The organism is Streptomyces sp. NPDC001822 (assembly GCF_042892135.1).
Taxonomy (GTDB): domain Bacteria; phylum Actinomycetota; class Actinomycetes; order Streptomycetales; family Streptomycetaceae; genus Streptomyces.
The window spans coordinates 686932-709619 of record NZ_JBIATW010000001.1; the positions used below are offsets into that span (position 1 = coordinate 686932).

The following is a 22688-nucleotide window of genomic DNA, read 5'->3' on the forward strand; positions in this document are numbered from 1 at the left end:
CACCGGTCAAGTAGGTGACTGGTGGAAGTGGTTGCGAGTGGGTCATTGGGGCCCACCCCGAACCGGCCGATGTGTCGACCTGTCTGACGGAAAGTCAATCAGATGCATGCTTGACGAAGCAAGTATGTTCGCCATGTGGTCCGCCGGTCGGGGGTGCCCCTATCTCTTTGGTCAAGGTGGATGGGTGCCGGTCCGGGCGTCTGGAACGATGTGCCTGTGCATGCTGATGATCAGGTTGGCGAGGGTGTCTCTGCGGACCTCGCGGTGTTTCTCCGGAACGCTGACGACGGCCGTCCGGTGAAGATTGTTCCTTCGGTCTGCGGCGGGTGCGGCGGGCGCGTGTTCTTCGTGCTCGTTGACGATGCCGATGGCGGAGTCGAACGGGTATGCACTGGTTGCGGCGGCCACGCGTTCATCGCGGATAGCGAGGAGTTCTGGGAGCACGCGGATCCTGGCGAGGCCGGATGCCCGTGCGGAAGCGAGGAGTTCGAGACTGCGGTCGCGTTCTCGCTCGCCGGCGACGGGTCGGTCCGCTGGGTGACCGTTGGCCTGCGGTGCCAGAAGGACGGCGCCATGGGGGTCTATGCCGACTGGAAGATCGACTACAGCCCCACGGATCACCTCCTGACCATGGTCTAGGTCTGCGGAGCGGTCGTCCGAACAGGCTGCGGTTCGTGGAAGGTTCCGTCCGGAGCATCGCGAAGAGGACGTCTGCTCGTCGCCGTGCGAGGCAGAGCAGGGCCTGGGTGTGGTGTTTGCCCTGGCTGATCTTCTTGTCGTTGTAGGCCCGCGATGCCGGGTCGGACAGGGCGGCGAACGCGGAGAGGAAGAAGGCCCGTTTCGTGCTGATCGACCACGACAAGCACCGTTCCGTGCTTGGCCTTCAGCTTGGCGAACGGTTCGCGGAGCCTGGGCTCGGTGTTGGGCAGGCGTTTGTCGAACGCCTTCCTTCCAGCCGGGGTGACGGCGGTGGCGTGGTGTTCGCCCTTGCCGATGTCCAGGCCGAGGAAGACGTCGATGTTTCCAGTGTCGATCACGTGCAGGCCCCTCCATCACGCTTTCGTCCGGCCTTGCCTCGGCACCGAGCTGCCACATCCACGTTACGGAGAGCTCTTCCGGCCCGGGTGAAGCCGGTGCTCAAGCCCCTCATCAGCGGTCCGTCGATGCCTCCGGACCCGGTGACACCACCCCCCGGATCATGAACAACAAGAGGGTGAAGTCATACCGGACCCGAAGGTCGGAGGCCCCGTTGCGGAGCAACGAAATAGGTAACGGGGGGTCTTTGGGTTTCGTCAAGCGGTGGGTAACGTCCGTGACGGCTGCTCTTGAGCTGGGGAAAGCCTGATTGACCAGGGGCAACGGCCTTGATCGTTGAGTCGGCGTTGTGGAACCGAAGGGGTTGTGCGGATGAGGGTTCTGTTCTTTCCCGATGAGGATGGGGTGGACGTCTCGGGCGGTGCGGCGGAACTCGTCGTCCTGGCCCTCGCCCTCGCCGCGGGGAAGGGCGGCACGGAAACCACCACCTCGGCTGAGCCGAGCTTCGGGGGCACTGAACTGGCTTCCGTCGAGGTGGTGAGCGCCAGCGGCCCGGGTGTCCGTATCCGAGTTGATTCGGAGCGCGGCGCTCTACTCATCGAGGGTGACCGGCGGGGCTTGACGGCTCTCGCTGACGAAGTTCAGTCGATTGCGGAGATGGACGACGGCGGGCACCAGCACATCGAGTACTTCCCGGATCACTACTACCTTGTCGCTGGGTCACTGGCCATGGTCGTGAACAGTCCTCATGGCGGCATGCCGACTCGATGAACGACTGATAGCAGTGGCTGGCTGTGGTTGGTAGAAGGTTCCGTCGGGGAGCCTCGTGAAGAGGACGTCGGCCCTGCGTCGGGCGAGGCAGAGCAGGGCCTGGGTGTGGTGTGCCCTGGCTGATCTTCTTGTCGTAGTAGGCCCGCGATGCCGGGTCGGACAGGGCGGCGAACGCGGAGAGGAAGAAGGCCCGTTTGAGCTGCTTGTTTCCTCTCCGGGAGGGCTGTTTGCCGCGGACCGATGAGCCCGAGTTGCGGGTCCGAACTCAACTCACCGGATGCCTTGCCGCCCCGCTTCGGACGGCTCTCAGAAGCCGAAGTCGCTCAAGCCCGGGTGATCGTCGGGCCGGCGTCCGAGCGGCCAGCGAAAGGCGCGCTCCGCCTCCGGGATCGGGACGTCGTTGATGCATGCGTGCCGCACGGTCATCAGCCCGGCTTCATCGAACTCCCAGTTCTCGTTGCCGAAGGAGCGCCACCAGTTCCCTTCGGCGTCGTGGCATTCGTACGCGAACCGCACCGCGATCCGGTTGCCGTCGAAGGCCCAGAGTTCCTTGATCAACCGATAGTCCAGCTCCCTGGACCACTTTCGGGTCAGGAACCCGACGATCTCCGCACGCCCGGTGATCCACTCGTCCCGATTCCGCCAGCGCGAGTCCTCGGAGTACACCTTGGACACCTTGTGGGGATCCCTGCTGTTCCAGCCGTCCTCGGCCAGGCGGACCTTCTTCGTCGCGGACTCCCGCGTGAAGGGAGGGAGGGGAGGGGGTTCGGTCACTGCTGCTCCTCGGGTGCGGACGGCTCTCGCTGCGGGTCCGGACGGGCCCGCCGTCACTGACGGGCGTCCGTGCTCACGGTTGAACGGTAGAGCGGCGCCCGCGGAGTCGCCAGACGTCGAACCCCGCCCCGGCGGCGACGCCGTGCAAGCCACGGCGCCGAGCCCTTGGCCGACGTCAGGCCGCGATCCCCGCGCGCACGTCGGCCAGGGACCGGCGCTGGCGGCCGGCGTCGTCGAAGTTGGCGGGTTCGAGCCATGAGTCGAATGCCTGCCTGAGCGCGGGCCATTCGCTGCTGATGATCGAGAACCATGCCGTGTCGCGGCTGCGCCCCTTGTACACGACCGCCTGACGGAAGGTGCCCTCGTAGCCGAATCCGAGGCGCTCCGCGGCTCTGCGCGAGGGAGCGTTGCGACTGTCGCACTTCCACTCGTAGCGCCGGTAGCCGAGATCGTCGAAGGCGTGGGCCATGAGGAGGAACTGGGCCTCCGTGGCGACCGTGGTGCGCTTCAGCAGCGGCGAGAACATCACGTTGCCCACCTCGATGACCCCGTTCGCGGGGTCCTGCCGCATCAGCGAGAGAGTTCCCACGGCGCGGCCGGACCGCCGGTCGATGACGGCGTAGTGCCGGGGGTCCGTCCCGGACGCGGCTTCGCGCACCCAGGCTTCGAACTCCGCCGCCGAGGGGAAGGGGCCGACCGCCATGTACGTCCAGTCGCGGTCGTCCTGCGCCGAGCACAGTGCGGCGAACACGTCCTGGGCGTGCCGGGCGGGATCCAGCGCCTCCAGTCGGCAGTAGCGCCCGGACAGCCTGCCGCCCGGGGGCAGCGGACGGGGTGTCCAACCGGGCATGGGCTCACCGATGGGCTGACCGAATTCGTTCAGGTGCTCAGGCATGGTCTCTCCGTACGTGACGTGGCCCCGCAACGGTACGACCGTACCGATCCGTGGGAATCGCCACCCCGGCCCGACCCCGCCCGACCGCCGTCGTCCGGCTGCGCTCGGTGACGGTGAGGTTCAGGGTGAGGGTGAAAGCGAGAGACCCCGCCAGGGCGGGGCCTTCACGCCTGCCTCAGCCTTGGCGCGCCTTGTACCGGGGTGTCCTCTTGTTGAGGACGAAGGTCACGCCGCGGCGGCGTACCACCTGTGCTCCGGGCTGTGACTTCAGTGAGCGCAGGGATTTACGCACCTTCATCGCCGTCTCCTTCCCGGACCGACACCATGGGTGAGAGGTCCATGACAATGTCGACCTGTCCAACGGGCTGACCGGCCGGAACATTCCCGGGTCGCGGCGAACAGCCGGCCGGAGGAGACGGAGAGGCGGTATACGCCGGCGGATCGTACGGGTGCCGTGACGCACCGGCTGACGACCGGAGCGGCGGACGCCCGCGCGAGGGCAGGCGCCGCCGCTCCGATCGGTGTCAGGGCCCTTGCCGCCCCCCCCGGGGAACGCGTCAGGCGTCCTGCCGCGCCTGCGTCATCTCGTGCACCCGCCTGCGGACCAGGAACCATCCGCCGACGAGCGCCGCCGCGATGAGAGGCAGGAACATGACGGTCGTCCGGCCCACCCCGCCGCCCCACCACATCAGGAACGCCACCCCGGCGAGGAAGAGGAGCGTGACGATCTGGGTGTAGGGCGCCCAGGGCAGGCGGTAGGCGGGCCTCGTGACCCGGCCGTCCTGCGAGCGGTGCCAGAACACCAGAGAGCAGAGCATGATCATGCCCCAGGTCCCGAGGATGCCGACCGATGCGAGATTCAGCACGATCTCGAACGCCTGGCCCGGCACCACGTAGTTCAGCCCGACGCCCAGGACGCCGAAGCCCGCCGTCAGCAGAATGCCCCCGTACGGCACCTGCCCCCTGTTCATCAGACCGGTGAAACGCGGTGCCGATCCCGACAGGGCCATGGAGCGCAGGATGCGGCCGGTCGAGTAGAGGCCGGAGTTCAGGCTGGACAGCGCGGCGGTCAGGACGACGAGGTTCATCACGCCGGCGGCGCCCGGTACGCCGAGCTTGTCCATGACCGTGACGAACGGGCTCTGGTCCGCGGAATAGGCGGTGTACGGCAGCAGCAGCGCGAGGAGCACCACCGAGCCGACGTAGAACAGTCCGACCCGCCACATGATGGAGTTGATCGCACCCGGCATGATCTTCTCGGGGTTCTCGGTCTCGCCGGCGGCGACGCCGCACAGCTCCACGGAGGCGTAGGCGAAGACGACGCCCTGGATCACGAGGAGCATGGGGAGTGTGCCGACGGGGAAGACGCCGCTGTCCGACACGGTCGACAGGCCGGGCGTGTGGCCGTCCACCGGGTGCTGGGTGACGACGAGGAAGATGCCGATCAGCATGAAGGCGACCAGGGCCGCGACCTTGACGATCGCGAACCAGAACTCCATCTCGCCGAAGTACTTGACCGAGATGAGGTTCGCCGTGAGGACCACTGCGAGGGCGGTCAACGCCAGGATCCACTGGGGGACGTCGCTGAAGACGCCCCAGAAGTGGGCGTAGGTCGCGGCCGCGGTGATGTCCGCGATCGCGGTGGTCGACCAGTTGAGGAAGTACAGCCACCCGGCCGCGAACGCGCCCTTCTCGCCCATGAACTCACGGGCGTAGGAGACGAAGGCTCCGGACGACGGCCGGTAGAGGATGAGCTCGCCCAGGGCGCGTACGACGAAGAACGCGAAGACGCCGCACACGGCGTAGGCGATGGCGAGTGAAGGGCCCGCGTCGGCGAGGCGGCCGCCCGCGCCCAGGAAGAGCCCGGTGCCGATCGCGCCACCGATGGCGATCATGTTGATGTGGCGGGACTTGAGGTCCTTGCTGTATCCGGCGTCGCCGGCGTCCACGTGGGGGGAACGCTGCGCCGGTGCGTCGGCGGCGCGCTGATCGGCTGCTGAGATGCTGCCGTCACTCATGGAGGGGGGTCGCCTTTGTGAGGGGAAGATGGTCGGTCCCGGCCGGGCCCCGTGGGGAGGCGTCCGGCGATGGCTCGAAGGCGCATGATCAGGAACCCTGTGATTCTGGCAGTGTGCCCTGCCGGACGAAAACGAATCCGAGGTGTTTCAGAGCTTCCGGAGCAGTAGGGAATGTGAAGGGGGAGTGGGACGCCGGGCGCCCCTCGGGCTCCCCGGGCGTGGTCCTGTGGCACCCTGCGGATTCTCGGTGCGACGGCTGCGTTCAATCGTGTTGCCGTCGGACACGAGGGACGGCATCCTGTCCGTCGGCACGACCCGGAGGGTCGCTGTCCCACTCCGCGTGCCGCTCACGGGGTCCGCGCCCGCGCGTCCGCTCCCGCCGAGCGGGGCCGATGTGCGGCGCCCGCGGCGCCCGCGATCGAGCGAAGAGGTAGACGGCGTGAACGAGATATGGGCAGGCGAGCGGATTCGTCTGCGGGGCGTGGAGCCCGACGACTGGCGAGGCTTCCGGGACCTGGCCCGGGACGCCGTCGACGTGCGGAACGCGGACATGATCACGCCTCCCCGCTCCGAGGAGAGCTTCCGGTCCTGGACCGCCGAGCGCGCGGGGCGGACGCCGCACGCCGGATCGTACTGTCTCGTCGTCGAGACGCTGGGGGACCGGGCCTTCGCGGGCGCCGTGACGGTCGGGGAGACCGACAGCCGTGCGGGACGGTTCAGGACGGGCATCGAGATCGCCCGCGACCACCGCAGGAAGGGCTACGCGAGGGAGGCCACCGAGCTGGTCCTCACCTACATGTTCGCGGAGCAGCGCCACAACAAGTGTGAAGTGGAGGTGTACGCCTTCAACGAGGCGTCGCTCGCCCTCTATCGAGGGCTGGACTTCGTCGAGGAAGGGCGGCTCAGGCAGCACGAGTACTTCGCGGGTGAGTACCACGACGTCGTGCTGCTCGGGATGACCGCGGCCGAGCACTGGGCCAGGTGCCGGCGCCCCTCGGTGCGCTGACCGTCGTCACCGCTCCGGGTGACCCGGCCGGTCGCCCCTGTTTCCACGGTGCTACGCGATCCCGGCGGTAACCGCCCCGCCACCGGGGCCGCGGCTGAGCCGCCCCCACCGTCCTGTCCCGGAGCCGCCGCGTGTCAGGCGGACTCGGCTGTCCCCTGGGCGGCGGGAATGCCCAGCCGGTCGGCCACGGCGGCCAGCGCCGGTCCCAGCGAGAGTGCGACGCGGGTGAGGGCGTGCCGGTCGCCCCGGGTCGGGTCGCGGTTGATGATCAGCACCGGTTTTCCGTCCTCGGCCGCCTGGCGGACGAAGCGGAGCCCTGACATCACCGTGAGCGAGGACCCCAGGACCAGGAGCGAGGATGCCGCGCGGACCAGTTCGCGGCAGTGCTCGACCCGCTGCGGGGGCACAGCCTCGCCGAAGAACACCACGTCCGGCTTGAGGACCCCGCCGCAGACCGTGCACGGCACCACGTGGAAGTCGCCGACCTGTTCGTCGGTCAGGTCGGCGTCGCCGTCGGGGTTGATCCCCGCGGCCACCGGTGCGAAGCCCGCGTTGGCCTCCTCCAGCCGCCGCGCGAGTTCACGGCGGGGGCTGAGGTCGCCGCAGGAGAGGCACACGACGCGATCAAGGCTTCCGTGGAGTTCCACGACCGACTCGGCGCCGCCTGCCTGGTGCAGACCGTCGACGTTCTGGGTGATCACACCGGAGAGCAGACCCCGCTGCTCGAACGCGGCGACGGCCCGGTGACCCGCGTTGGGGCGGGCGCTGCCGAACGTGCGCCAGCCGAGATGGCTCCGAGCCCAGTAACGGCGCCGGGCCTGAGCACCGGCGGTGAAGTCCTGGTACGTCATCGGGGTGTGCCGGCTCAGGCTTCCGCCCTCGCCCCGGTAGTCGGGGATGCCCGACTCGGTGGAGATCCCGGCTCCGCTGAGGATCAGGACACCGCCGGCGCGCAGCGATTCCTCGACCGGACGCAGGTCGGTGGTGCCCGGCGACAGGGTTTCCGTGGGGGTCCAGCTCAGGGTGGGGCGCATGCGCATGTCCTCCAGGGTACGGAACGGGCCTCCGTCGCCGCAGGCGTGCCTGCCCTCGGTCTCCGCCCACCCGCCTCCCCCGAGTGCTGGCGCCGGACGCGGGGTGCGTGTGGGTCAGGGCACTTCTTCGTCCGCCTCGGTGTCCTCCGCTGTGAGCGGCAGCAGCACCTGGAAACGCGTGTCGCCCGGCTCGGACTCCACCTGGAGTGCGCCGTGGTGTTTGTCCACCACGATCCGCCAGGAGATGTCGAGGCCGAGCCCTGTGCCCTCGCCCACCGGCTTGGTGGTGAAGAAGGGATCGAAGACGCGTCCGCGGATCTCCTCCGGGATACCGGTTCCCGTGTCGCGGAACTCCACCAGCAGCCGGTCGTGCTGGAGTGCGGTCCGGACGGTCAGCGTCCCCGGCCCGTCCGCGTCGTGCATGGCGGCGACCGCGTTGTCGATCAGATTGGTCCACACCTGGTTGAGCTCCGCCGGATAGGCCGGAATGTCGGGCACCGTACGGTCGTAGTCCTTGACGACCGAGATGTGCGAGCCGATCTTCGCCGAGAGCATCACCAGTGTGCTGTCGAGGAGTTCGTGGACGTCGACGGTGCGGTAGGGCGCCCGGTCGAGCTGGGCGTACTGCTTGGCCGCGTCGACGAGGTGGGAGACGCGAGCTGTGGAGTCCGCGATCTCGTTCATCAACAGCTCTGTCTCGACGGTGTAGTTGAGCCATCCGACAGCCCCCGGGAGGATGTCCTCGTCCACGGTGAGCGCGATCTGATCCAGCCATTCGGTGTCCAGGCCCGCCTGCACGAAGGTCGGTGCGATCTGCCAGCTCTGCTCGATGCCGTGCTCGTCGAGCCAGTCCGCCAGGGTGTCTTCGCGGTCGGCTGCCTCCATCGCGCTCAGCGAGGGTGCTTTGGCGATCCGCTCGGCTGTGCGTTCCTGGATGTCGATCAGACCGGCGAGGGTGTCGGGTGAGAACGAGCCCTCGGCGATGACCCCGAGCTTGCGGCGCATTTTCGCCACTCGCTCCCGCAGCGCCGAGGTCGCACGGACGGCGGCGGCCGCCGGGTTGTTGAGCTCGTGCGTGAGTCCCGCGGACAACGAGCCGAGCGCCAGCAGCCGTTCCCGCTGTCCGATGGCCCGCTGTGTGCTCTTGGAGCCGAAGAAGAGCCCTTCCAGCAGGTGTACGGCCATCGGGAACCACTCGCGCATGACGTTCGCGAAGGTCTCCGAGGGCAGGACGAAGAAGCGCGACGGCTCGGTGACCCGCATGGAGTTGTTGTAGATCTGCGGAACGCGATCGCCGACGTACGCCTGCATGGCTCCGGCGTAGACACCCGGCTGTGAGGTGCGAGTGACCTCGACGTCGTCCCCGCCGACCCTGCGGGAGAGCACGACCGTGCCGTCGAGCATGACGTAGAAGCAGGTGGCGGCTTCTCCCTCGGCGTAGACGGGGCCGGGCTGGAACAGCTCCACGCCGCCCTCGGCGCACAGGCGTCCCACCTGGTCGGGGCGGAGTTTCTCGAAGAGGAACAGCTTCGCGATCTCGTCGGGATTGCAGGTCAGCGGCGTACCACTCATGACTGCTCCAGGTAGCGGTGTACGAGCATCACGGCCATGGCCCCCTCTCCGACGGCGGACGCGACGCGCTTCGCGGACTCGGCGCGGGCGTCGCCCGCCACGAACACTCCGGGAACGCTGGTCTCCAGGTGGTACGGCGGCCGCTCCAGATCCCATTCGGCCGGCGGCCGCCCGTCGGGCGTCATGTCGGGCCCGGCCAGGATGAACCCCCTTCTGTCGCGGAGCACCGTGCCGTCCAGCCAGTCCGTCAGTGGGGCGGCACCGATGAAGACGAACAGCCATTGCGCGTCGACGAGTTCCGTCTCACCGCTCTCGACCTCACGCAGGGTCAGATGTTCCAGGTGGCCGTCACCGTGTGCGGTGTCCACGACGGTTCCGCAGCGCACCCGGATGTTGGGCGTCTCCTCGACCTGTTGGATCAGGTAGTACGACATCGACGCGGCGATCGACTCCCCGCGCACCAGCAGGGTCACCGACTTGGCGGTCCGCGAGAGATACATGGCCGCCTGCCCCGCCGAGTTGGCACCTCCGACGATGTACACGTCGTGGCCCTGACAGGAGGCCGCTTCCGTCAGCGCCGAGCCGTAGAACACCCCACGTCCCGTCAGCTCGTCCGCGCCCCCTGAGGGGAGCTGGCGGTAGGACACGCCGGTGGCCAGAATCACGCTGTGCGCGGCGATCTCCGAGCCGTCCGAGAAGCGCACGATCCGCGCCGACCCGTGGGCCTCCAGGCCGGTCACCTCCCGCGTCGTGAGGACCTCGGCGCCGAACCTCCCCGCCTGCCGCATGGCCCGCTCCGTGAGCTGCCCGCCCGAGACGCCGTCCGGAAAGCCGAGGTAGTTCTCGATCCGGGAGCTCTGGCCCGCCTGCCCGCCGGTCGCCGACCGCTCCACCAGCACCGTCCGCAGCCCTTCCGAGGCGCCGTACACGGCCGCTCCCAGCCCGGCCGGACCACCGCCGACCACCACCAGGTCGTAGAAGTCCGCCGTCGGCGTGGTCGCCAGCCCCACGTGGACGGCGAGCTCGGCGGCCTCGGGCTCGACCAGCGGCGTACCGTCCGGGGTGATCACCACGGGCAGCCGGAGCCCGTCCTGTCCGGCGGCGGAGAGCAGCCGCTGCCCCTCCGGCTCGTCGGAGGAATACCAGCGGTACGGCACCTGATTGCGCGCCAGGAACTCCCGGGTCTCCGAGGAACGCGCCGACCAGCGGTGTCCGACGACCTTGGTGCTCGGGTGGGCCCGGTGGTGGCCGGCCCGCCACGCCTGGAGCAGGTCGTCCAGGACCGGGTAGAGCTTCTCCTCCGGCGGGTCCCACGGCTTGAGCAGATAGTGATCGAGGTCGACGACGTTGATCGCGTCGATCGCCGCACCGGTGTCCGCGTATGCGGTCAGCAGGACCCGGCGGGCCTCGGGGTAGACGTCCAGGGCCTGTTCGAGGAACTCGATGCCGTTCATCTGCGGCATCCGGTAGTCGGCCAGGATGACCGCGACCAGATCGCCGCGCAGTTTCAGCTCCCGCAGTGCCTGGAGCGCCGAGTCGCCCGACTCCGCGCGGACCACGCGGTAGGTGGCGCCGTAGCGGCGTCTGAGGTCACGTGCGACGGCGCGGGAAACCCCGGGATCGTCATCCACGGTCACGATGACGGTCCGCTTCCTGTCTGCGGCCTCTGCCATACGTCCCCTACGTCGGGAGGCCGGAACCACGGCAGGGCGGCCCCGCTACCGCTACGGCCTCCGCCCATCGTATGGGCGATCGTGGCGAGGCGCTCAGTCGGCGGAGGCCCCCCGAGCCGGCCCGATCGCCCCGGCGGGAGCCCCGCCGTGTGCGGGCGGCTTCTCATGCGTCCCGACATCTTGACGGGCACTGGTTCAGACCTTTAAGTTCACCGACCAAAGCCCCCCTCATGCATGCGACCCGTGTTCATGGACATGAATGCGGATGTGTGTGGGCCGACGCACGGCGCACCCCCACCCAGACCCGCCGAGTACGAAAGGCCGTGACACCTATGGCCACAACCCCCCACCTCGATCGCATCCGGCGGTCCCGACTGCTGCGCACCGTCCTCACCGTCGGAGTCCTCACCACGGCCGCGGGTGCGCTCGCGGTGACCCCCGCTTCGGCGGCTGCCGGGCAGATCACCGGCCTGGGCGGAAAATGCATGGACGTCGCCGGCGCAAGCAGCGCCAACGGCGCGGCCGTTCAGCTGTACGACTGCAACTCGACCGGTGCCCAGCAATGGACGGTCGGCTCGGACGGCAGTGTCGGCGCGCTGGGAAAGTGCCTGGACATCGTCGACAGATCCACCACGAACGGGGCCGCTCTCCAGTTGTGGGACTGCACGGGCGGAGCGAACCAGAAGTGGACGGTCACCGCTGCGGGGACCATCGTCAACCCGCAGTCGAACAAGTGCGTCGACGTCACGGGCAGTTCCTCGGTGAACGGCACCCGGCTCCAGATCTGGAGCTGTACCGGCGCCGCCAACCAGAAGTGGAACACGTCCGGCGGCGGTGAGACCCCCGACGGCGACGCGCCGATGGCCGTCGCCCCCTACCTGTACAACGGGTGGGGGAACCCGCCGAGCCCGACCACGGTCACCAACGCGACCGGCGTCAAGTGGTACACACTCGCCTTCGTCCTCAGCAACGGCTACTGCAACCCGCAGTGGGACGGCAGCCGCCCGCTGACCGGCGGCGTCGACCAGCAGACCGTGAACACCGTGCGCGGCAACGGCGGCGACGTCATCCCGTCCTTCGGCGGCTGGAGCGGCAACAAACTGGAGAGTTCCTGCTCCAGCGCCGGTGAACTGGCCGCGGCCTACCAGAAGGTCATCAACGCCTACGGTCTCAAGGCCATCGACATCGACATCGAGGCCGCGGCCTACGACAGCCCCACGGTCCAGCAGCGCACCGTGGACGCCCTCAAGACGGTCAAGGCCAACAACCCCGGCATCAAGACATACGTCACCTTCGGCACCGGCCAGAACGGGCCCGACACCAGTCTTATCAACCGGGCGGCCGCCGCCGGCCTCACCGTGGACAGCTGGACCATCATGCCGTTCAACTTCGGCGGCAACGGCCAGAACATGGGCACCCTCACCACCCGCGCCGCCGAGGGCCTCAAGACCGCGGTGAAGAACGCGTACGGATACAGCGACGACCAGGCCTACCGGCACACCGGCATCTCGTCGATGAACGGCGTCACCGACGTCGGCGAGACCATCACCGTCGCCGACTTCCGCACCATCCTCGCCTACGCGCAGCAGCACCATCTCGCACGACTGACGTTCTGGTCCGTCAACCGCGACCGGCCCTGCACCGGTGGAGGGGCGGACACCTGCTCGGAGGTGAGCCAGCAGCCCTGGGACTTCACCCGGGTCCTGGCGCAGTACCGCGGCTGACCCCCGCGCCGCATCCCCGCTCCCTCCCGAAACCAGACGTGCAGGAGACCTCGTGACCACGACGACGGAGCGCCGCTCCCCACACCGCTTACTGCGACCGCTGCTGACCGCTCTGACCCTGCTGGCCGCACTGCTCTCCCTGACGGCCACCCCGTCCACAGCCACCCCGTCCGCCGCCGGTCCGGCCGAACGCCAGGCCGCCGCAGCCCCGTTCAAGGTGCTGGGGCTCTACAGCGGCACCTACGACCAGGCCCACATCAGCTTCGCCAAGGAGGCCAACACCTGGTTCCCGCAGGCCGGCGCCTCGAACGGCTTCACCTACACCGCGAGCACCGACTGGAACCTGCTCGCCAACGGAGGTGTGGACGCCTACGACGTGGTCATGTTCCTCGACGACGGCCCGCAGAGCGCCGCGCAGCGTTCGGGTTTCGAACGGTACATGCGTGCCGGCGGCGGCTGGCTGGGCTTCCACGTGTCGGCCTTCACGACCGAGGCCCAGAGCTGGCCCTGGTACTACAACCAGTTCCTCGGCAGCGGCAACTTCAAGTCCAACACCTGGGGGCCGACCACCGCCGTACTGCGGGTCGAGGACCGGGCCCACCCGTCGACGGCAGCCCTGCCGCAGACCTTCACCTCATCGGTCAGTGAGTGGTACAGCTGGTCCAACGACCTCCGCAACAACCCCGACATCGACATCCTCGCCTCGGTCGACCCCAGCAGCTTCCCCCTCGGGACGAACGCCGGTGAGATCTGGTACAGCGGCTACTACCCCATCCTCTGGACCAACCGCCAGTACAAGATGCTCTACGCCAACTTCGGCCACAACGCCATGAACTACGACACGAACACCCCGACGTCGTCCACGTTCGCCAGCGCCACCCAGAACCGGTTCCTGCTGGACGGGCTCAAGTGGCTCGCGGGCGCCGGGACCACCGAGCCGCCCGTCGAGGGCATCCCGGAGACCACCTGGTACGCGATGGAGAACCGCGGCAACGGCAAGTGCGCCGATGCGAGGGCCGCGAGCACGGCCAACGGGACGGCCGTCCAGCAGTACGCGTGCAACGGCACCGTCGCCCAGCAGTTCCAGTTCAGGGCCACCGACGGCGGGTACGTGCGCATCGCGGCGCGGGGCAACCCGCAACAGGCCGTGGACGTCACCGACCGGTCCACCGCACAGGGCGCGCCCCTGCAGCTGTGGTCGTACTCCGGCGGCCTCAACCAGCAATGGCAGCCGGTCCGGGAGTCCTCGGGCGGCTACCACTTCTCGGCCAGGCACAGCGGCCAGTGCCTCACGGCCTCCACGGCGGCGACCGACTCGGTGCAACTGACCCAGCGCCCCTGCGACGGCTCCACGGCACAGAGCTTCGCTCTGGCAGCCAAGCCGTGAGCCGTTCGCGGCACTGAGACCGGCCGGACGGCCGGGTGCGCACCGGACACCACCGGTGCGTACCCGGCCGTCGGTGCGGGAGGGGTGTCCCTGAGGCGTCCCGCCGCACCCCTTCGCGTGCCGGCGGACGGGACGAGCCGGTCACAGCGCGCCCGAGGCGGTCCCGCCGCAGAATGGGATCAGGACAGCGGACCCCCGTCCGGGGCCCCAGGCGCCGGCCCGGCGCCTGTCGTCTCCTCTTCCGTCTGGAGCAGGGATGAACGACCAGCAGCCAGAACTCGACGGCCGATACGCGCTTGTCACCGGGGCCAGTAAAGGGATCGGCCTCGCGGTCACCACGGCGCTGGCAGAGGCCGGCGCCCATGTCCTGGCCGTGGCCCGGACGGCCACCCCCGAGCTGCGGGCCCTGGTCGACCGCGGCGCCGTGACCTGGGTACAGGTGGACCTGACCGCACCCGACGGAGCACAGCAGGCCGTCGCCGCGGCCGACGGCCGGCACGTCGACGTACTGGTCAACAACGTGGGGTCGGCCCCCGCGCGCCCGGACGGATTCCTCAGTGTCACCGACGCCCAGTGGCGGCAGACCATCGAGCTCAACCTGATGACCGCCGTGTCCGTCACCCGCGCGGTCCTTCCGGGCATGCTCGACGCGGGAGGCGGCGCGATCATCAACATCGCCTCGGTCAACGCCCGCCTGCCCGAGTCCGTGGTCGTGGACTACAGCGCGTCCAAGTCCGCCGTGGCCAGTCTGTCGAAGGCGTTGTCGAAGGAGTTCGGCGGCCGCGGGGTCCGGGTGAACAGCGTCAGTCCCGGCCCGGTCGAGACCGAGCTCTGGACGGGCGACGGGGGAGTGGCCGCCACGGTCTCCCAGGCGGCCGGAGTGCCGGCGGACGACGTGAAGGCGCAGGCGGCCTCGTCCACGGCCTCGGGACGGTTCTCCCGGCCTTCGGAGGTGGCCGACCTGGTCGTCTACCTCGCCGGGGACCGGGCTCGCAACATCATGGGCAGTGATTTCATCATCGACGGCGGATACGTGCCGACGCTGTGAGCCCCTGGCCGTCACCCCGGGGCCGTTCGTCTGCCACCACACCCCCATGAAGGACACGGCATGCAGGCCATCACTGTGAGGGACCGCGAAGCCGGGACGGCGGGAATGACGCTGACGGAGATCGCCTATCCGCATGCCGCGGAGAACGACGTGATCGTGCGTGTGCACGCGGCCGGATTCACCCCGGGAGAGCTTGCGTGGCCGGCCACCTGGACGGACCGGTCGGGCCGTGACCGCACACCCAGTGTGCCGGGGCACGAACTGTCCGGTGTCGTCGTGGAACTGGGCTACGGCACCACCGGCCTGAGCGTCGGTCAGCGCGTGTTCGGAATGGCGGACTGGGCGCGGGACGGATCCCTCGCCGAGTACGCCGCCGTGGAGGCCCGCAATCTGGCCCCACTGCCGGCCGACGTCGACCACACGACGGCTGCGGCCCTTCCCATCTCCGGACTGACCGCCTGGCAGGGGCTGTTCGACCACGGTCACCTCTCCGCGGGCCGGACGGTCCTGATCCACGGGTCGGCCGGTGGGGTCGGATCCCTCGCCGTACAGCTCGCCCGTGAGGCCGGAGCGCGGGTCATCGGGACCGGCCGGTCCGCGGATCGCGAGCGGGCCGCGGCCATCGGGGTCGACGTCTTCGTGGACCTGGAGACGGAGGCGCTGGAGAAGGCCGGCGACGTCGATGTGGTCCTGGACGTGATCGGAGGAGAGATCCTCGACCGCTCGGCCGCCCTCGTACGGGAAGGCGGCACCCTGGTCACCATCGCTCACCCCGTGAACGTCCGGCCCCGGGACGGGCGAGCGGTGTTCTTCGTCGTCGAACCCGACCGCGCCACGCTCGCCGGCCTCGTCGCGCGGCTGAGGGACGGGCGCCTCACGCCGGAGGTGGGCACGGTGTGCCCGCTGGCCGAGGCACCCGGGGTTTTCGCCCCGGGCGCGCGGCGTGCTCACGGGAAGACGATCATCCGCGTCGCCCGTGGTGAGAACGGGCCCTAGGGGCCTTCGCCCGGGCCGAGGCCGGGACGGCGCGTGCCGTGCCCGTCCCGGCCGAGGTCACTTCCCGCGTCGCGCGGCCCAGACACTGCGCTCCGTGCGGACCGAGAGGTCGCCGCGCCGCAGGATGCTGTGAGGACCGTCCACGTCGAGAAGCCGGTCGAGTGCGGCGAGGTCTTCCGAGGAGAGCGCGTCCACGGCGCTGAGGCGCAGACGCTGGAAAGTGCCGAGCGCGTAGCGGCCGACGGCCGCGTCCCCGGAAGCCTCGATGTCGACGGTGACGGTGCGTTCGCCCTCGATGGCGAAACCGGCGGCGGTGAGCAGGGGACCCCAGTCGGCTCCGCGGTGCGACACGTGTTCGGCGTGGTGGCGCTCGCTCGCGGCGTGGCAGCGGGCTTCCAGGCCGGGCCGTTCCTCCGGGGCGCTCTCCGGCAGGAAACGGGGGAAGCCGGCCAGTTCGACGACGGCGAACAGGCCGCCGGGTGCGAGAAGGCCGTGGACCGAGCGCAGCGTGCGGTCCGGTTCGGACATGTGGTGCATGGACGCCGAGGCCCATACGAGGTCCGGAGTGCCGAGGTCGGGCCAGTCGGCTGCGTCGAGATCGGCCTGGACGACGCGCACACGGTCCTGCACGCCCGCGTCACACGCCTTGTCCCGCAGGCGCCGCAGATGCTCGGCCGACGAGTCGACGGCGGTGACGTGGGCCTCGGGAAAGCGCTCCAGAAGGGCGAAGGTGCCGGTTCCCGTCCCGCAGCCCAGATCCACGACTTCGCGCGGCGCCCCCTCGACAGGGAGCCAGGCGGTGATCGCGGAGATGTGCTCGGCCAGCACCTCCGCGTCGAGGTCGAGGATCTCGATCTGGCTGTCGGCGCCGGCGCCGTGCCGAGAGTCGTGCTGCGCTGTGTGAGGGGAAGCCTGAAGGTGTGCGTGAGTCATGTTCCCACGCTAACGGGGCCATGCGTCTGAAGCCGGTTCGCTTCCCGTACGCGCAAGAAGATGGCCTCCGGTCATGCCGGGCGCGCAACGGGGAGCGTACTCACTCCCGGTCCGATACCTCGCGGCGCCCGTCGCGCTGGTGGCCCCGGCGGGCGTCACGGTCGAAGATCCCCAGAATCTCGCAGGGGCCGCCTTCCGCGCCGATGGCGTGGGGGAGCATGGTGGGGAACTCCGCGGCCTGATTCGTCTCGACCCGCACACGGCGATGGCCCAGCATGAGGATCGCTGTGCCGGAGAGGACCACGAGCCATTCGTGGCCCGGGTGCGCACGCATGCGGGACGGGTTGTCGGGGGGTGGCTCGGTCATCCGCTGCCGTACGACGCTCATACCCGGCTCCGCTCTCATCGGCCAGCGCATCAGTCCGTGGGCACCGTCGATCACCGGACTGATGACGACATCGTCCGCGGCCGTCTCGACCAGCTGATCCAGCGACGTGTCCAGGGCGCGGGCAAGGGTGACCAACTGATCGAGCGCGAGACGACGCTGCCCGTTCTCGATGCGGGAGAGCGTGGACTGACTGACGTGGGCACGCCCTGCCAAGTCCTCCAGGGACAGACCCTGTGCCACGCGCAGCGCCCGGATGCGCTTTCGTACGAGACTGTCCAGTTCGCCGTCATCATGCGTCATGGGCAACAGGATATGCCTTGATGGCAATAGGTTCGGGGAAAGGGGCCCGGGAGAGTGCCCCCGCGGGGTGCGGCGGCCGCCGCGCCGGACCGGGCACGGCGGCTCGCGTCGGACGGGCGGGGGTCAGGAGACCGTCGGAACCGTCGGAGCCGGAGGACTCCACCGCCTGCTCCTGGGCACCGCGTCCGAGACGTCGTAGTCCTTGCGGAGCTGTTCGGGGATGGCGTAGTGCATGACCCGCCCGCGTGTGAGCGAGGACAGTTCGAGATGCGTGGTCAGGTGGCCGAGGCGGTCCAGCGCCCAGGCGCCGAGGGGTGAGCTGTCCTCGATGGACTCCAGGACGCCGAGGACGTGGGGCACGGCCTTGACCACGGTGTCCCACGAAGTCCTGGGCACCCCGAGCCAGTCGGCGCAGGTGTCGCCGACGAGGTAGCGGATGAGCGAGGAGACGACCGGATCGAAGAAGGTGCCCGGCACGACCTCCTCGTAGAGGTCGATGAGCTGGCGCGTCAGATGGGCGCCCTCAGCGGAGGGCCCCATGTGCCGGACCATGTACAGGTCGAGGAACCGGCGGGCCTCCACGGTGTTCCGGGGCACGGCGTCCTGGTCGACGCCGAGCATCGCGCCGACCACGCGCCAGGCGTAGTAGTACGACTCGGCACCCTCCGCGGACATGTGGATGCCCAGGCGGTGCAGGCTGTCCAGGACGAGCAGACTGAAGAACATCTGCCCGCCGATCATGTCCTCCTGGCAGATCGGGGTCCCGAGCGACCGGGTGTCCCAGCGGCCCTCGCGCTCCAGATGATGCCGGATGGACGCGTGCAGGAGGCGGACCTTCTGAGCGGCCGGGATGAACCGGCTGCCCGCCTCGAAGGCGCCCGGTTGCATCAGGTACACGGTGAACTGGCCCGTCTCCGCCATCCGCTTGGAGGGGTACTTGAGGCCATGGGTGGCCGACAGCAGTCTGGCCACGTGCGGGACGACGTAGCAGGCCGGCATCGAGGCGAAGGACAGGGCGGTCGAGATGTGCACGTTGTTGTCCATGAAGAACAGGCGCGCCTTCTCCATCTCCTCCCAGTCGACCCAGTCCGGCGGCGCACTCGTGGCCGCGAGGTACTCCCGGGCGACGTCGGGCAGACCGTCCGGCAGGGGGGCGCCCACGGTGGAGACGTAACGCATGAGTGTGTTGAACTTCCCGACCTCCCCCCGCTCGAAGAGTGCGGCGACCGTGGCGTCGGCGAGTTCGTCCCCCGCCCGGCGCAGCGAGTCCAGGGATTCTTCGGTGCATGTCATGGTCGGGCTCCTTGCACGACGGTGTCGCCCGCGGCGGGCGAGAGGGTCCGGTGTCGGGTCGCACTGTTCCGGGGTGCGGTGGCGCCGCCCGGGGAGGTCAGGACAGGCGGGTGGTCACCGAGTGCGCCAGGGCGGTGAGGGCCGTGGCCGCCGGGCGCGGCACATCGAGTGCGTGCAGCGCGGCGAGGGCTTCCTCGATCCGCACGCCGATCATCTCCTCGATACGGTCGGGGGCCTGGAGCCGGCGCATCATCGCACGCACGGTGTGCATGCCCTCCTCGTCGAGATCCCGCCTTCCCAGGAGTGAGCGGAGCTGCCTGCGCTCGTCCTCGCCGGCGGCCCTCCAGGTCTCCGCCAGCAGGGCCGTCGGCCGTCGCCCGCGCAGATCGTCGGTGCAGGCCTTGCCGGTGTGCGCGGTACTGCCGAACACGCCGAGCAGGTCGTCCCGCAGCTGGAACGCCTCGCCCAGGGGAAGTCCGTACGCCGAGTAGCCCTCGCGCAGCCGCTCACCGGCTCCGGCCAGGACGCCGCCGATCAGCAGGGGCTGTTCGACGGTGTACTTGGCGGTCTTGTAGCGGATCACCTTGAGCGAGCCCCGCGTGTCCGGATCCGATCCGGTCCGCAGGATCTCCAGGCATTCACCCGCGATCAGGTCACGGGCCAGCGCCGACCACAGCGGGCGGGCACGGCCGAGGTAGGCCGCGGGCAGCCCACTGGTCGTGAACAACTGCCCGGCGAGCTCCATCAGAAGGTCTCCCACCAGCATCGCGAGCGACCTGGCTGCAGCGGCGGCGCGCCGACGGCCGCGCACGGCCCCCCGCAGGGCGATGTGCGCGGTCGGCCGGCCGTGGCGCAACGGACTCTCGTCGATGAGGTCGTCGTGGACGACCGCCGCGGCGTGCACCAGCTCCATCGAGGCCGCGGCCCGCACCAGTGCGTCGTCGTCCGGCTGCCCCACGGCTCGCCAGCCCCAGTAGCAGAACGCCGCCCGCAGCCGCTTCCCCCGGGCGACCGTCGCCTCCAGTTGTTCGGCCACCGGGTGCAGTGCCGGATCGATCGAGGCGAACCCGTCCGCCTGCTCGGCGACGAACCGCTGCAGTACGTCGTCCACCCGGGCTTTGAACGCGGCCGGATCCCACAGGTCACCCGCCATCGGCAGCCCGCCGAGCCAGTGCTTCCCGGGCGAGGACCTCCAGGTGTGCCGGCGGCACGACGGCGTGCCGCTCCAGCATCAGCCGGCCCCGCGACAGCAGTTCCCTCTCGGCGTCCGCCGCCAGTTCCGAGGTGTCCGACCGGCGGAGCAGCCCTCGCACGGAGCCCAGGGCCGAGCCCAGCGTGGTCACCGCCAGATCCGCCAGCCCCGCCATCAGAAGGACCGCCTGGTTGTCGGGTCCCAGGTGTCTTCTCGCGTCCTGTGTCATCGCCATCTCCCCACGACCGGGCCGTAGCCGCGCGGCGCCGGTCGTGCGCCGCTCTCCCAGGGTCACGTCGAGCGGGACGCGCGCGTGGACGAACTCACCATCGAGTGAGCACCTCGCCCGGTCGTGCGGATCGGGTCGGCCGCCGTCCCCCGCTGGTCAAACATGCCGCCCGGGGTTTCCGGGCCCCCTTCCACGGTCCGTGCGCGGGACGGGACGGTTCCGGCCACCGGGTACGAACGTGTTCGTTACGATCGCGGAGTGACTGTGAGAAGAGAGCCGGTGTCCCGCCGGGAGCGCCCTGCCAAGCCCGCCCTGTCCCGGCCGGGAATCGTCGACACCGCCGTACGGATCATGCGCGCCGAAGGGCTGGACAAGGTCACCATGCGCCGGCTCGCGCAGGAACTGGACACGGGCCCGGCCTCGCTCTACGTCTACGTCTCCAACACCGCCGAGTTGCACGCGGCCGTGCTCGACGCGCTGCTCGGCGAGGTCGACCTGGCTGCCGAGGGTGAGGAGGGCGACTGGCGCGAACGGCTCGTGGCAGTGCTGACGTCCTACACCATGGTGCTGTTCCAGCACCCTCAGCTCGCCCGCTCCGCCCTCGTGGCCCGGCCCAGCGGAGAGAACTACCTCCGGCTGGTCAACCGCATCCTGGACCTGCTCTCGCGCAGCGGGGCCGCCGTGGAGCAGGTCGCGTGGGGGGTGGACAAGCTGCTTCAGACGGCGACCGCCACCGCCGCCGAACACTCGGCCAGGAGAGGTGATCCGTCCGCGCAGGAGGACTGGGACGCGCTCACCAGCGCCCTGCGCACCGTGGACGAGAGCACTCACCCTGCCGTGCGGGCCCACATGCCCGCTCTCATCAGTGGCGCCGGTGAGCGGTTGCGGTGGGGATTCGAGGTGCTGATCAACGGCATCACCAGCACCCCCGTGCCCCGCACCGACGCCTGACTCGGCCACCCCCGCAGAACCCGCCCGCCCTGGACGCCGCCGGGCTGTGCGGGGGTGCCGCGACCGTGCCCCGAACCTGCCGCCGCAGCGCCGGGCCGCCTCGAGTGTCCCTCGAACTTGTTCGTGACGAACATGTTCGTTACGGTGGAGGAGTCCGAGCGGGAGCCATGGAGCGACGGCGCCGTCCGCGTCGACGGGGGCGCAGAGCAGCCCCGCGTCGCCCGCCCAGGTGCGATCCACCGCACGCGGACGCCGACACCAGGAGGTCCTGATGAGTACCCACGTCCCCATTGCGATCATCGGCGCGGGCCTGGGCGGTCTGACCGCCGCCCGTGTCCTGTACGCCCACGGCATCGAAGCGGCCGTGTTCGACCTGGAGGCCTCCGCGAAGGCCCGCACCCAGGGCGGCATGCTCGACATCCACGAGGAGAACGGCCAGAAGGCACTGCACGCCGCCGGACTCATCGAGGGTTTCCGCGCGATCATCCACCAGGGCGGTGAGGCGATGCGCCTCCTCGGCCCGGACGGCACCGTCCACATCGACGAGGGAGGCGAGGAGAGCCGCGGACGGCCCGAGGTGGACCGGGGGGACCTGCGTGAACTGCTGCTCGACTCCCTCCCGGACGGAATGATCCGATGGGGCCGGAAGGTGACCGGAGCCCGCCCCCTGGGCGGCGCGCGGCACGAAGTGACCTTCGCCGACGGCTCCTCCGTCACCACCGACCTCCTGATCGGTGCAGACGGCGCATGGTCGAAGGTCCGGCCGCTCCTCTCGGACGCCGAACCCGCCTACGCCGGCATCTCCTTCGTGGAGACCGACCTCCTGGAGGCGGACGTGCGCCACCCGCGCAGCGCCGAGGTCATCGGTGCCGGCTCCTTCTTCAGCCTGGGCGACGGGCGCGCCTTCCTGGCACACCGCGAGACCGACGGAAGCCTGCACGTCTACACCGCGCTCCGGGTCGACGAAGACTGGCTGGACAGCGTCGACTTCGCCGACACCGCCGCCGCCAAGGCGTCGGTACTCGCCGAGTTCGAGGGCTGGGACGACGGCCTGCGCGCTCTGGTCGCGGACGCCGACGGCGCGCTGATGCCCCGGCGTATCCACGCTCTGCCGACCGGGCACCGCTGGGACCGCGTCCCCGGGGTGACACTGCTCGGCGACGCCGCTCACCTCATGTCCCCCTTCGCCGGGGAGGGCGCCAACCTCGCCATGTTCGACGGAGCCGAACTCGGCCTGGCGATCGCCGCCTGTCCCGGCGACACCGAAGCCGCGCTGGCGTCCTACGAGAAGGCGCTCTTCCCGCGCAGCGAGGCCTCGGCCACCGAGTCGGCCACCAGCCTGGAGACCATGTTCGGCGACCACGGCCTGGAACGCATGATCGGGTTCTTCACCGCCGGACCCGGCGACGAGTAGTGCCGCCGGCCGGGTCCGCACAGCTCTTACCGCGGCACGGGGCGGAACGCCCCGC

21 protein-coding genes and 3 pseudogenes are annotated in these 22688 nt (G+C 69.9%); 9 read left to right on the plus strand and 15 right to left on the minus strand.

What is annotated here, in order from left to right; translation table 11 throughout:
• Window positions 1–216 precede the first annotated feature (216 nt).
• A complete protein-coding gene (locus tag ACFYY2_RS03250) occupies window positions 217–639 on the plus strand; it encodes a hypothetical protein (RefSeq protein WP_388736289.1) in 423 nt (140 codons plus the stop codon).
• On the opposite strand, the pseudogene ACFYY2_RS03255 reads toward ACFYY2_RS03250, so the two are convergent.
• Window positions 636–841 (minus strand): annotated as a pseudogene (locus tag ACFYY2_RS03255) (IS110 family transposase); the annotation flags it as partial. The gene ACFYY2_RS03250 and the pseudogene ACFYY2_RS03255 overlap by 4 nt on opposite strands.
• A 55-nt stretch (window positions 842–896) precedes the next feature.
• Window positions 897–1037 (minus strand): annotated as a pseudogene (locus ACFYY2_RS03260) (transposase); the annotation flags it as partial.
• A 370-nt stretch (window positions 1038–1407) separates the two neighbouring features.
• On the opposite strand from ACFYY2_RS03260, the gene ACFYY2_RS03265 reads away from it, so the two are divergent.
• Window positions 1408–1806 carry a hypothetical protein gene (locus tag ACFYY2_RS03265; RefSeq protein ID WP_388736291.1) on the plus strand — a complete coding sequence of 133 codons (399 nt, stop codon included), beginning with the start codon at window positions 1408–1410 and terminating at the stop codon, window positions 1804–1806.
• On the opposite strand, the pseudogene ACFYY2_RS03270 reads toward ACFYY2_RS03265, so the two are convergent.
• From ACFYY2_RS03270 to ACFYY2_RS03290, 5 genes and pseudogenes are all read right to left on the minus strand, one after another.
• Window positions 1756–2065: pseudogene (locus ACFYY2_RS03270) on the minus strand (transposase); the annotation flags it as partial. The gene ACFYY2_RS03265 and the pseudogene ACFYY2_RS03270 overlap by 51 nt on opposite strands.
• 47 nt (window positions 2066–2112) lie before the next feature.
• The gene (locus ACFYY2_RS03275; protein WP_388736294.1) at window positions 2113–2580 is read right to left on the minus strand and encodes a DUF1348 family protein; all 468 of its coding nucleotides are present in this window, start codon (window positions 2578–2580) and stop codon (window positions 2113–2115) included.
• A 175-nt stretch (window positions 2581–2755) separates the two neighbouring features.
• Entirely contained in the window at window positions 2756–3475 is a 720-nt protein-coding gene (locus tag ACFYY2_RS03280) for a GNAT family N-acetyltransferase (RefSeq protein ID WP_388736296.1), read from the minus strand.
• A gap of 175 nt (window positions 3476–3650) precedes the next feature.
• The gene (locus tag ACFYY2_RS03285; RefSeq protein WP_388736299.1) at window positions 3651–3773 is read right to left on the minus strand and encodes a ribosomal protein bL36; all 123 of its coding nucleotides are present in this window, start codon (window positions 3771–3773) and stop codon (window positions 3651–3653) included.
• Window positions 3774–4032: 259 nt separating this feature from the next.
• Window positions 4033–5493: an amino acid permease gene (locus tag ACFYY2_RS03290; RefSeq protein ID WP_388736301.1), complete on the minus strand. Its 1461-nt coding sequence runs from the start codon at window positions 5491–5493 to the stop codon at window positions 4033–4035.
• Between the two features lie 439 nt (window positions 5494–5932).
• Between ACFYY2_RS03290 and ACFYY2_RS03295 the strand changes: the two genes are divergently transcribed.
• Window positions 5933–6499: a GNAT family N-acetyltransferase gene (locus ACFYY2_RS03295; protein ID WP_388736303.1), complete on the plus strand. Its 567-nt coding sequence runs from the start codon at window positions 5933–5935 to the stop codon at window positions 6497–6499.
• A gap of 134 nt (window positions 6500–6633) precedes the next feature.
• Here the strand turns inward: ACFYY2_RS03295 and ACFYY2_RS03300 are convergent, their stop codons facing one another.
• The 3 genes from ACFYY2_RS03300 to ACFYY2_RS03310 form a co-directional block, all read right to left on the minus strand.
• Window positions 6634–7539: an NAD-dependent protein deacetylase gene (locus ACFYY2_RS03300; RefSeq protein ID WP_388736306.1), complete on the minus strand. Its 906-nt coding sequence runs from the start codon at window positions 7537–7539 to the stop codon at window positions 6634–6636.
• Window positions 7540–7647: 108 nt separating this feature from the next.
• Window positions 7648–9105, minus strand: coding sequence for an ATP-binding protein (locus ACFYY2_RS03305; RefSeq protein WP_388736309.1), 1458 nt, complete (start codon window positions 9103–9105; stop codon window positions 7648–7650).
• Window positions 9102–10778 (minus strand): FAD-dependent oxidoreductase, encoded by a 1677-nt coding sequence (locus ACFYY2_RS03310; protein ID WP_388736312.1) that lies wholly within the window; start codon window positions 10776–10778, stop codon window positions 9102–9104. The genes ACFYY2_RS03305 and ACFYY2_RS03310 overlap by 4 nt, the downstream gene beginning before the upstream one ends.
• A 332-nt stretch (window positions 10779–11110) precedes the next feature.
• Between ACFYY2_RS03310 and ACFYY2_RS03315 the strand changes: the two genes are divergently transcribed.
• The 4 genes from ACFYY2_RS03315 (at window position 11111) to ACFYY2_RS03330 (ending at window position 15933) form a co-directional block, all read left to right on the plus strand.
• The gene (locus ACFYY2_RS03315) at window positions 11111–12502 is read left to right on the plus strand and encodes a ricin-type beta-trefoil lectin domain protein (protein ID WP_388736315.1); all 1392 of its coding nucleotides are present in this window, start codon (window positions 11111–11113) and stop codon (window positions 12500–12502) included.
• A 52-nt stretch (window positions 12503–12554) separates the two neighbouring features.
• On the plus strand, window positions 12555–13889 hold the full coding sequence (locus ACFYY2_RS03320; protein WP_388736317.1) for a ThuA domain-containing protein: 1335 nt from the start codon (window positions 12555–12557) through the stop codon (window positions 13887–13889).
• Between the two features lie 256 nt (window positions 13890–14145).
• Complete coding sequence (locus tag ACFYY2_RS03325) at window positions 14146–14937, plus strand: SDR family NAD(P)-dependent oxidoreductase (RefSeq protein WP_388736320.1); 792 nt, start codon at window positions 14146–14148, stop codon at window positions 14935–14937.
• Between the two features lie 60 nt (window positions 14938–14997).
• Window positions 14998–15933, plus strand: coding sequence for an NADP-dependent oxidoreductase (locus ACFYY2_RS03330; protein WP_388736322.1), 936 nt, complete (start codon window positions 14998–15000; stop codon window positions 15931–15933).
• A 57-nt stretch (window positions 15934–15990) separates the two neighbouring features.
• Here the strand turns inward: ACFYY2_RS03330 and ACFYY2_RS03335 are convergent, their stop codons facing one another.
• The 5 genes from ACFYY2_RS03335 to ACFYY2_RS03355 all read right to left on the minus strand — a co-directional run bounded on the left by ACFYY2_RS03335 (window position 15991) and on the right by ACFYY2_RS03355 (window position 20268).
• Entirely contained in the window at window positions 15991–16866 is an 876-nt protein-coding gene (locus ACFYY2_RS03335; protein ID WP_388736324.1) for a class I SAM-dependent methyltransferase, read from the minus strand.
• A 100-nt stretch (window positions 16867–16966) separates the two neighbouring features.
• A complete protein-coding gene (locus tag ACFYY2_RS03340; RefSeq protein ID WP_388736327.1) occupies window positions 16967–17554 on the minus strand; it encodes a helix-turn-helix domain-containing protein in 588 nt (195 codons plus the stop codon).
• A 123-nt stretch (window positions 17555–17677) separates the two neighbouring features.
• Window positions 17678–18847 carry an oxygenase MpaB family protein gene (locus ACFYY2_RS03345; protein ID WP_388736329.1) on the minus strand — a complete coding sequence of 390 codons (1170 nt, stop codon included), beginning with the start codon at window positions 18845–18847 and terminating at the stop codon, window positions 17678–17680.
• Window positions 18848–18944: 97 nt separating this feature from the next.
• Window positions 18945–20000, minus strand: coding sequence for a polyprenyl synthetase family protein (locus ACFYY2_RS03350; RefSeq protein ID WP_388736331.1), 1056 nt, complete (start codon window positions 19998–20000; stop codon window positions 18945–18947).
• Window positions 19990–20268: a polyprenyl synthetase gene (locus ACFYY2_RS03355; protein ID WP_388736333.1), complete on the minus strand. Its 279-nt coding sequence runs from the start codon at window positions 20266–20268 to the stop codon at window positions 19990–19992. The genes ACFYY2_RS03350 and ACFYY2_RS03355 overlap by 11 nt, the downstream gene beginning before the upstream one ends.
• 258 nt (window positions 20269–20526) lie before the next feature.
• Here ACFYY2_RS03355 and ACFYY2_RS03360 point away from each other — a divergent pair, with 258 nt between their 5' ends.
• On the plus strand, window positions 20527–21219 hold the full coding sequence (locus ACFYY2_RS03360; RefSeq protein WP_388736336.1) for a TetR/AcrR family transcriptional regulator: 693 nt from the start codon (window positions 20527–20529) through the stop codon (window positions 21217–21219).
• 271 nt (window positions 21220–21490) lie between these two features.
• Window positions 21491–22633, plus strand: coding sequence for an FAD-dependent oxidoreductase (locus ACFYY2_RS03365; protein WP_388736338.1), 1143 nt, complete (start codon window positions 21491–21493; stop codon window positions 22631–22633).
• Window positions 22634–22688 lie beyond the last annotated feature (55 nt).

Bases quoted from the DNA above. Each gene is read 5' to 3' on its own strand.
- ACFYY2_RS03265 (WP_388736291.1), top strand. From the start codon at position 1,408: ATGAGGGTTCTGTTCTTTCCCGATGAGGATGGGGTGGACGTCTCGGGC.
- ACFYY2_RS03280 (WP_388736296.1), bottom strand. From the start codon at position 3,475: ATGCCTGAGCACCTGAACGAATTCGGTCAGCCCATCGGTGAGCCCATG.
- ACFYY2_RS03285 (WP_388736299.1), bottom strand. From the start codon at position 3,773: ATGAAGGTGCGTAAATCCCTGCGCTCACTGAAGTCACAGCCCGGAGCA.
- ACFYY2_RS03290 (WP_388736301.1), bottom strand. From the start codon at position 5,493: ATGAGTGACGGCAGCATCTCAGCAGCCGATCAGCGCGCCGCCGACGCA.
- ACFYY2_RS03300 (WP_388736306.1), bottom strand. From the start codon at position 7,539: ATGCGCATGCGCCCCACCCTGAGCTGGACCCCCACGGAAACCCTGTCG.
- ACFYY2_RS03305 (WP_388736309.1), bottom strand. From the start codon at position 9,105: ATGAGTGGTACGCCGCTGACCTGCAATCCCGACGAGATCGCGAAGCTG.
- ACFYY2_RS03310 (WP_388736312.1), bottom strand. From the start codon at position 10,778: ATGGCAGAGGCCGCAGACAGGAAGCGGACCGTCATCGTGACCGTGGAT.
- ACFYY2_RS03315 (WP_388736315.1), top strand. From the start codon at position 11,111: ATGGCCACAACCCCCCACCTCGATCGCATCCGGCGGTCCCGACTGCTG.
- ACFYY2_RS03325 (WP_388736320.1), top strand. From the start codon at position 14,146: ATGAACGACCAGCAGCCAGAACTCGACGGCCGATACGCGCTTGTCACC.
- ACFYY2_RS03330 (WP_388736322.1), top strand. From the start codon at position 14,998: ATGCAGGCCATCACTGTGAGGGACCGCGAAGCCGGGACGGCGGGAATG.
- ACFYY2_RS03335 (WP_388736324.1), bottom strand. From the start codon at position 16,866: ATGACTCACGCACACCTTCAGGCTTCCCCTCACACAGCGCAGCACGAC.
- ACFYY2_RS03340 (WP_388736327.1), bottom strand. From the start codon at position 17,554: ATGACGCATGATGACGGCGAACTGGACAGTCTCGTACGAAAGCGCATC.
- ACFYY2_RS03345 (WP_388736329.1), bottom strand. From the start codon at position 18,847: ATGACATGCACCGAAGAATCCCTGGACTCGCTGCGCCGGGCGGGGGAC.
- ACFYY2_RS03350 (WP_388736331.1), bottom strand. From the start codon at position 20,000: ATGGCGGGTGACCTGTGGGATCCGGCCGCGTTCAAAGCCCGGGTGGAC.
- ACFYY2_RS03355 (WP_388736333.1), bottom strand. From the start codon at position 20,268: ATGACACAGGACGCGAGAAGACACCTGGGACCCGACAACCAGGCGGTC.
- ACFYY2_RS03365 (WP_388736338.1), top strand. From the start codon at position 21,491: ATGAGTACCCACGTCCCCATTGCGATCATCGGCGCGGGCCTGGGCGGT.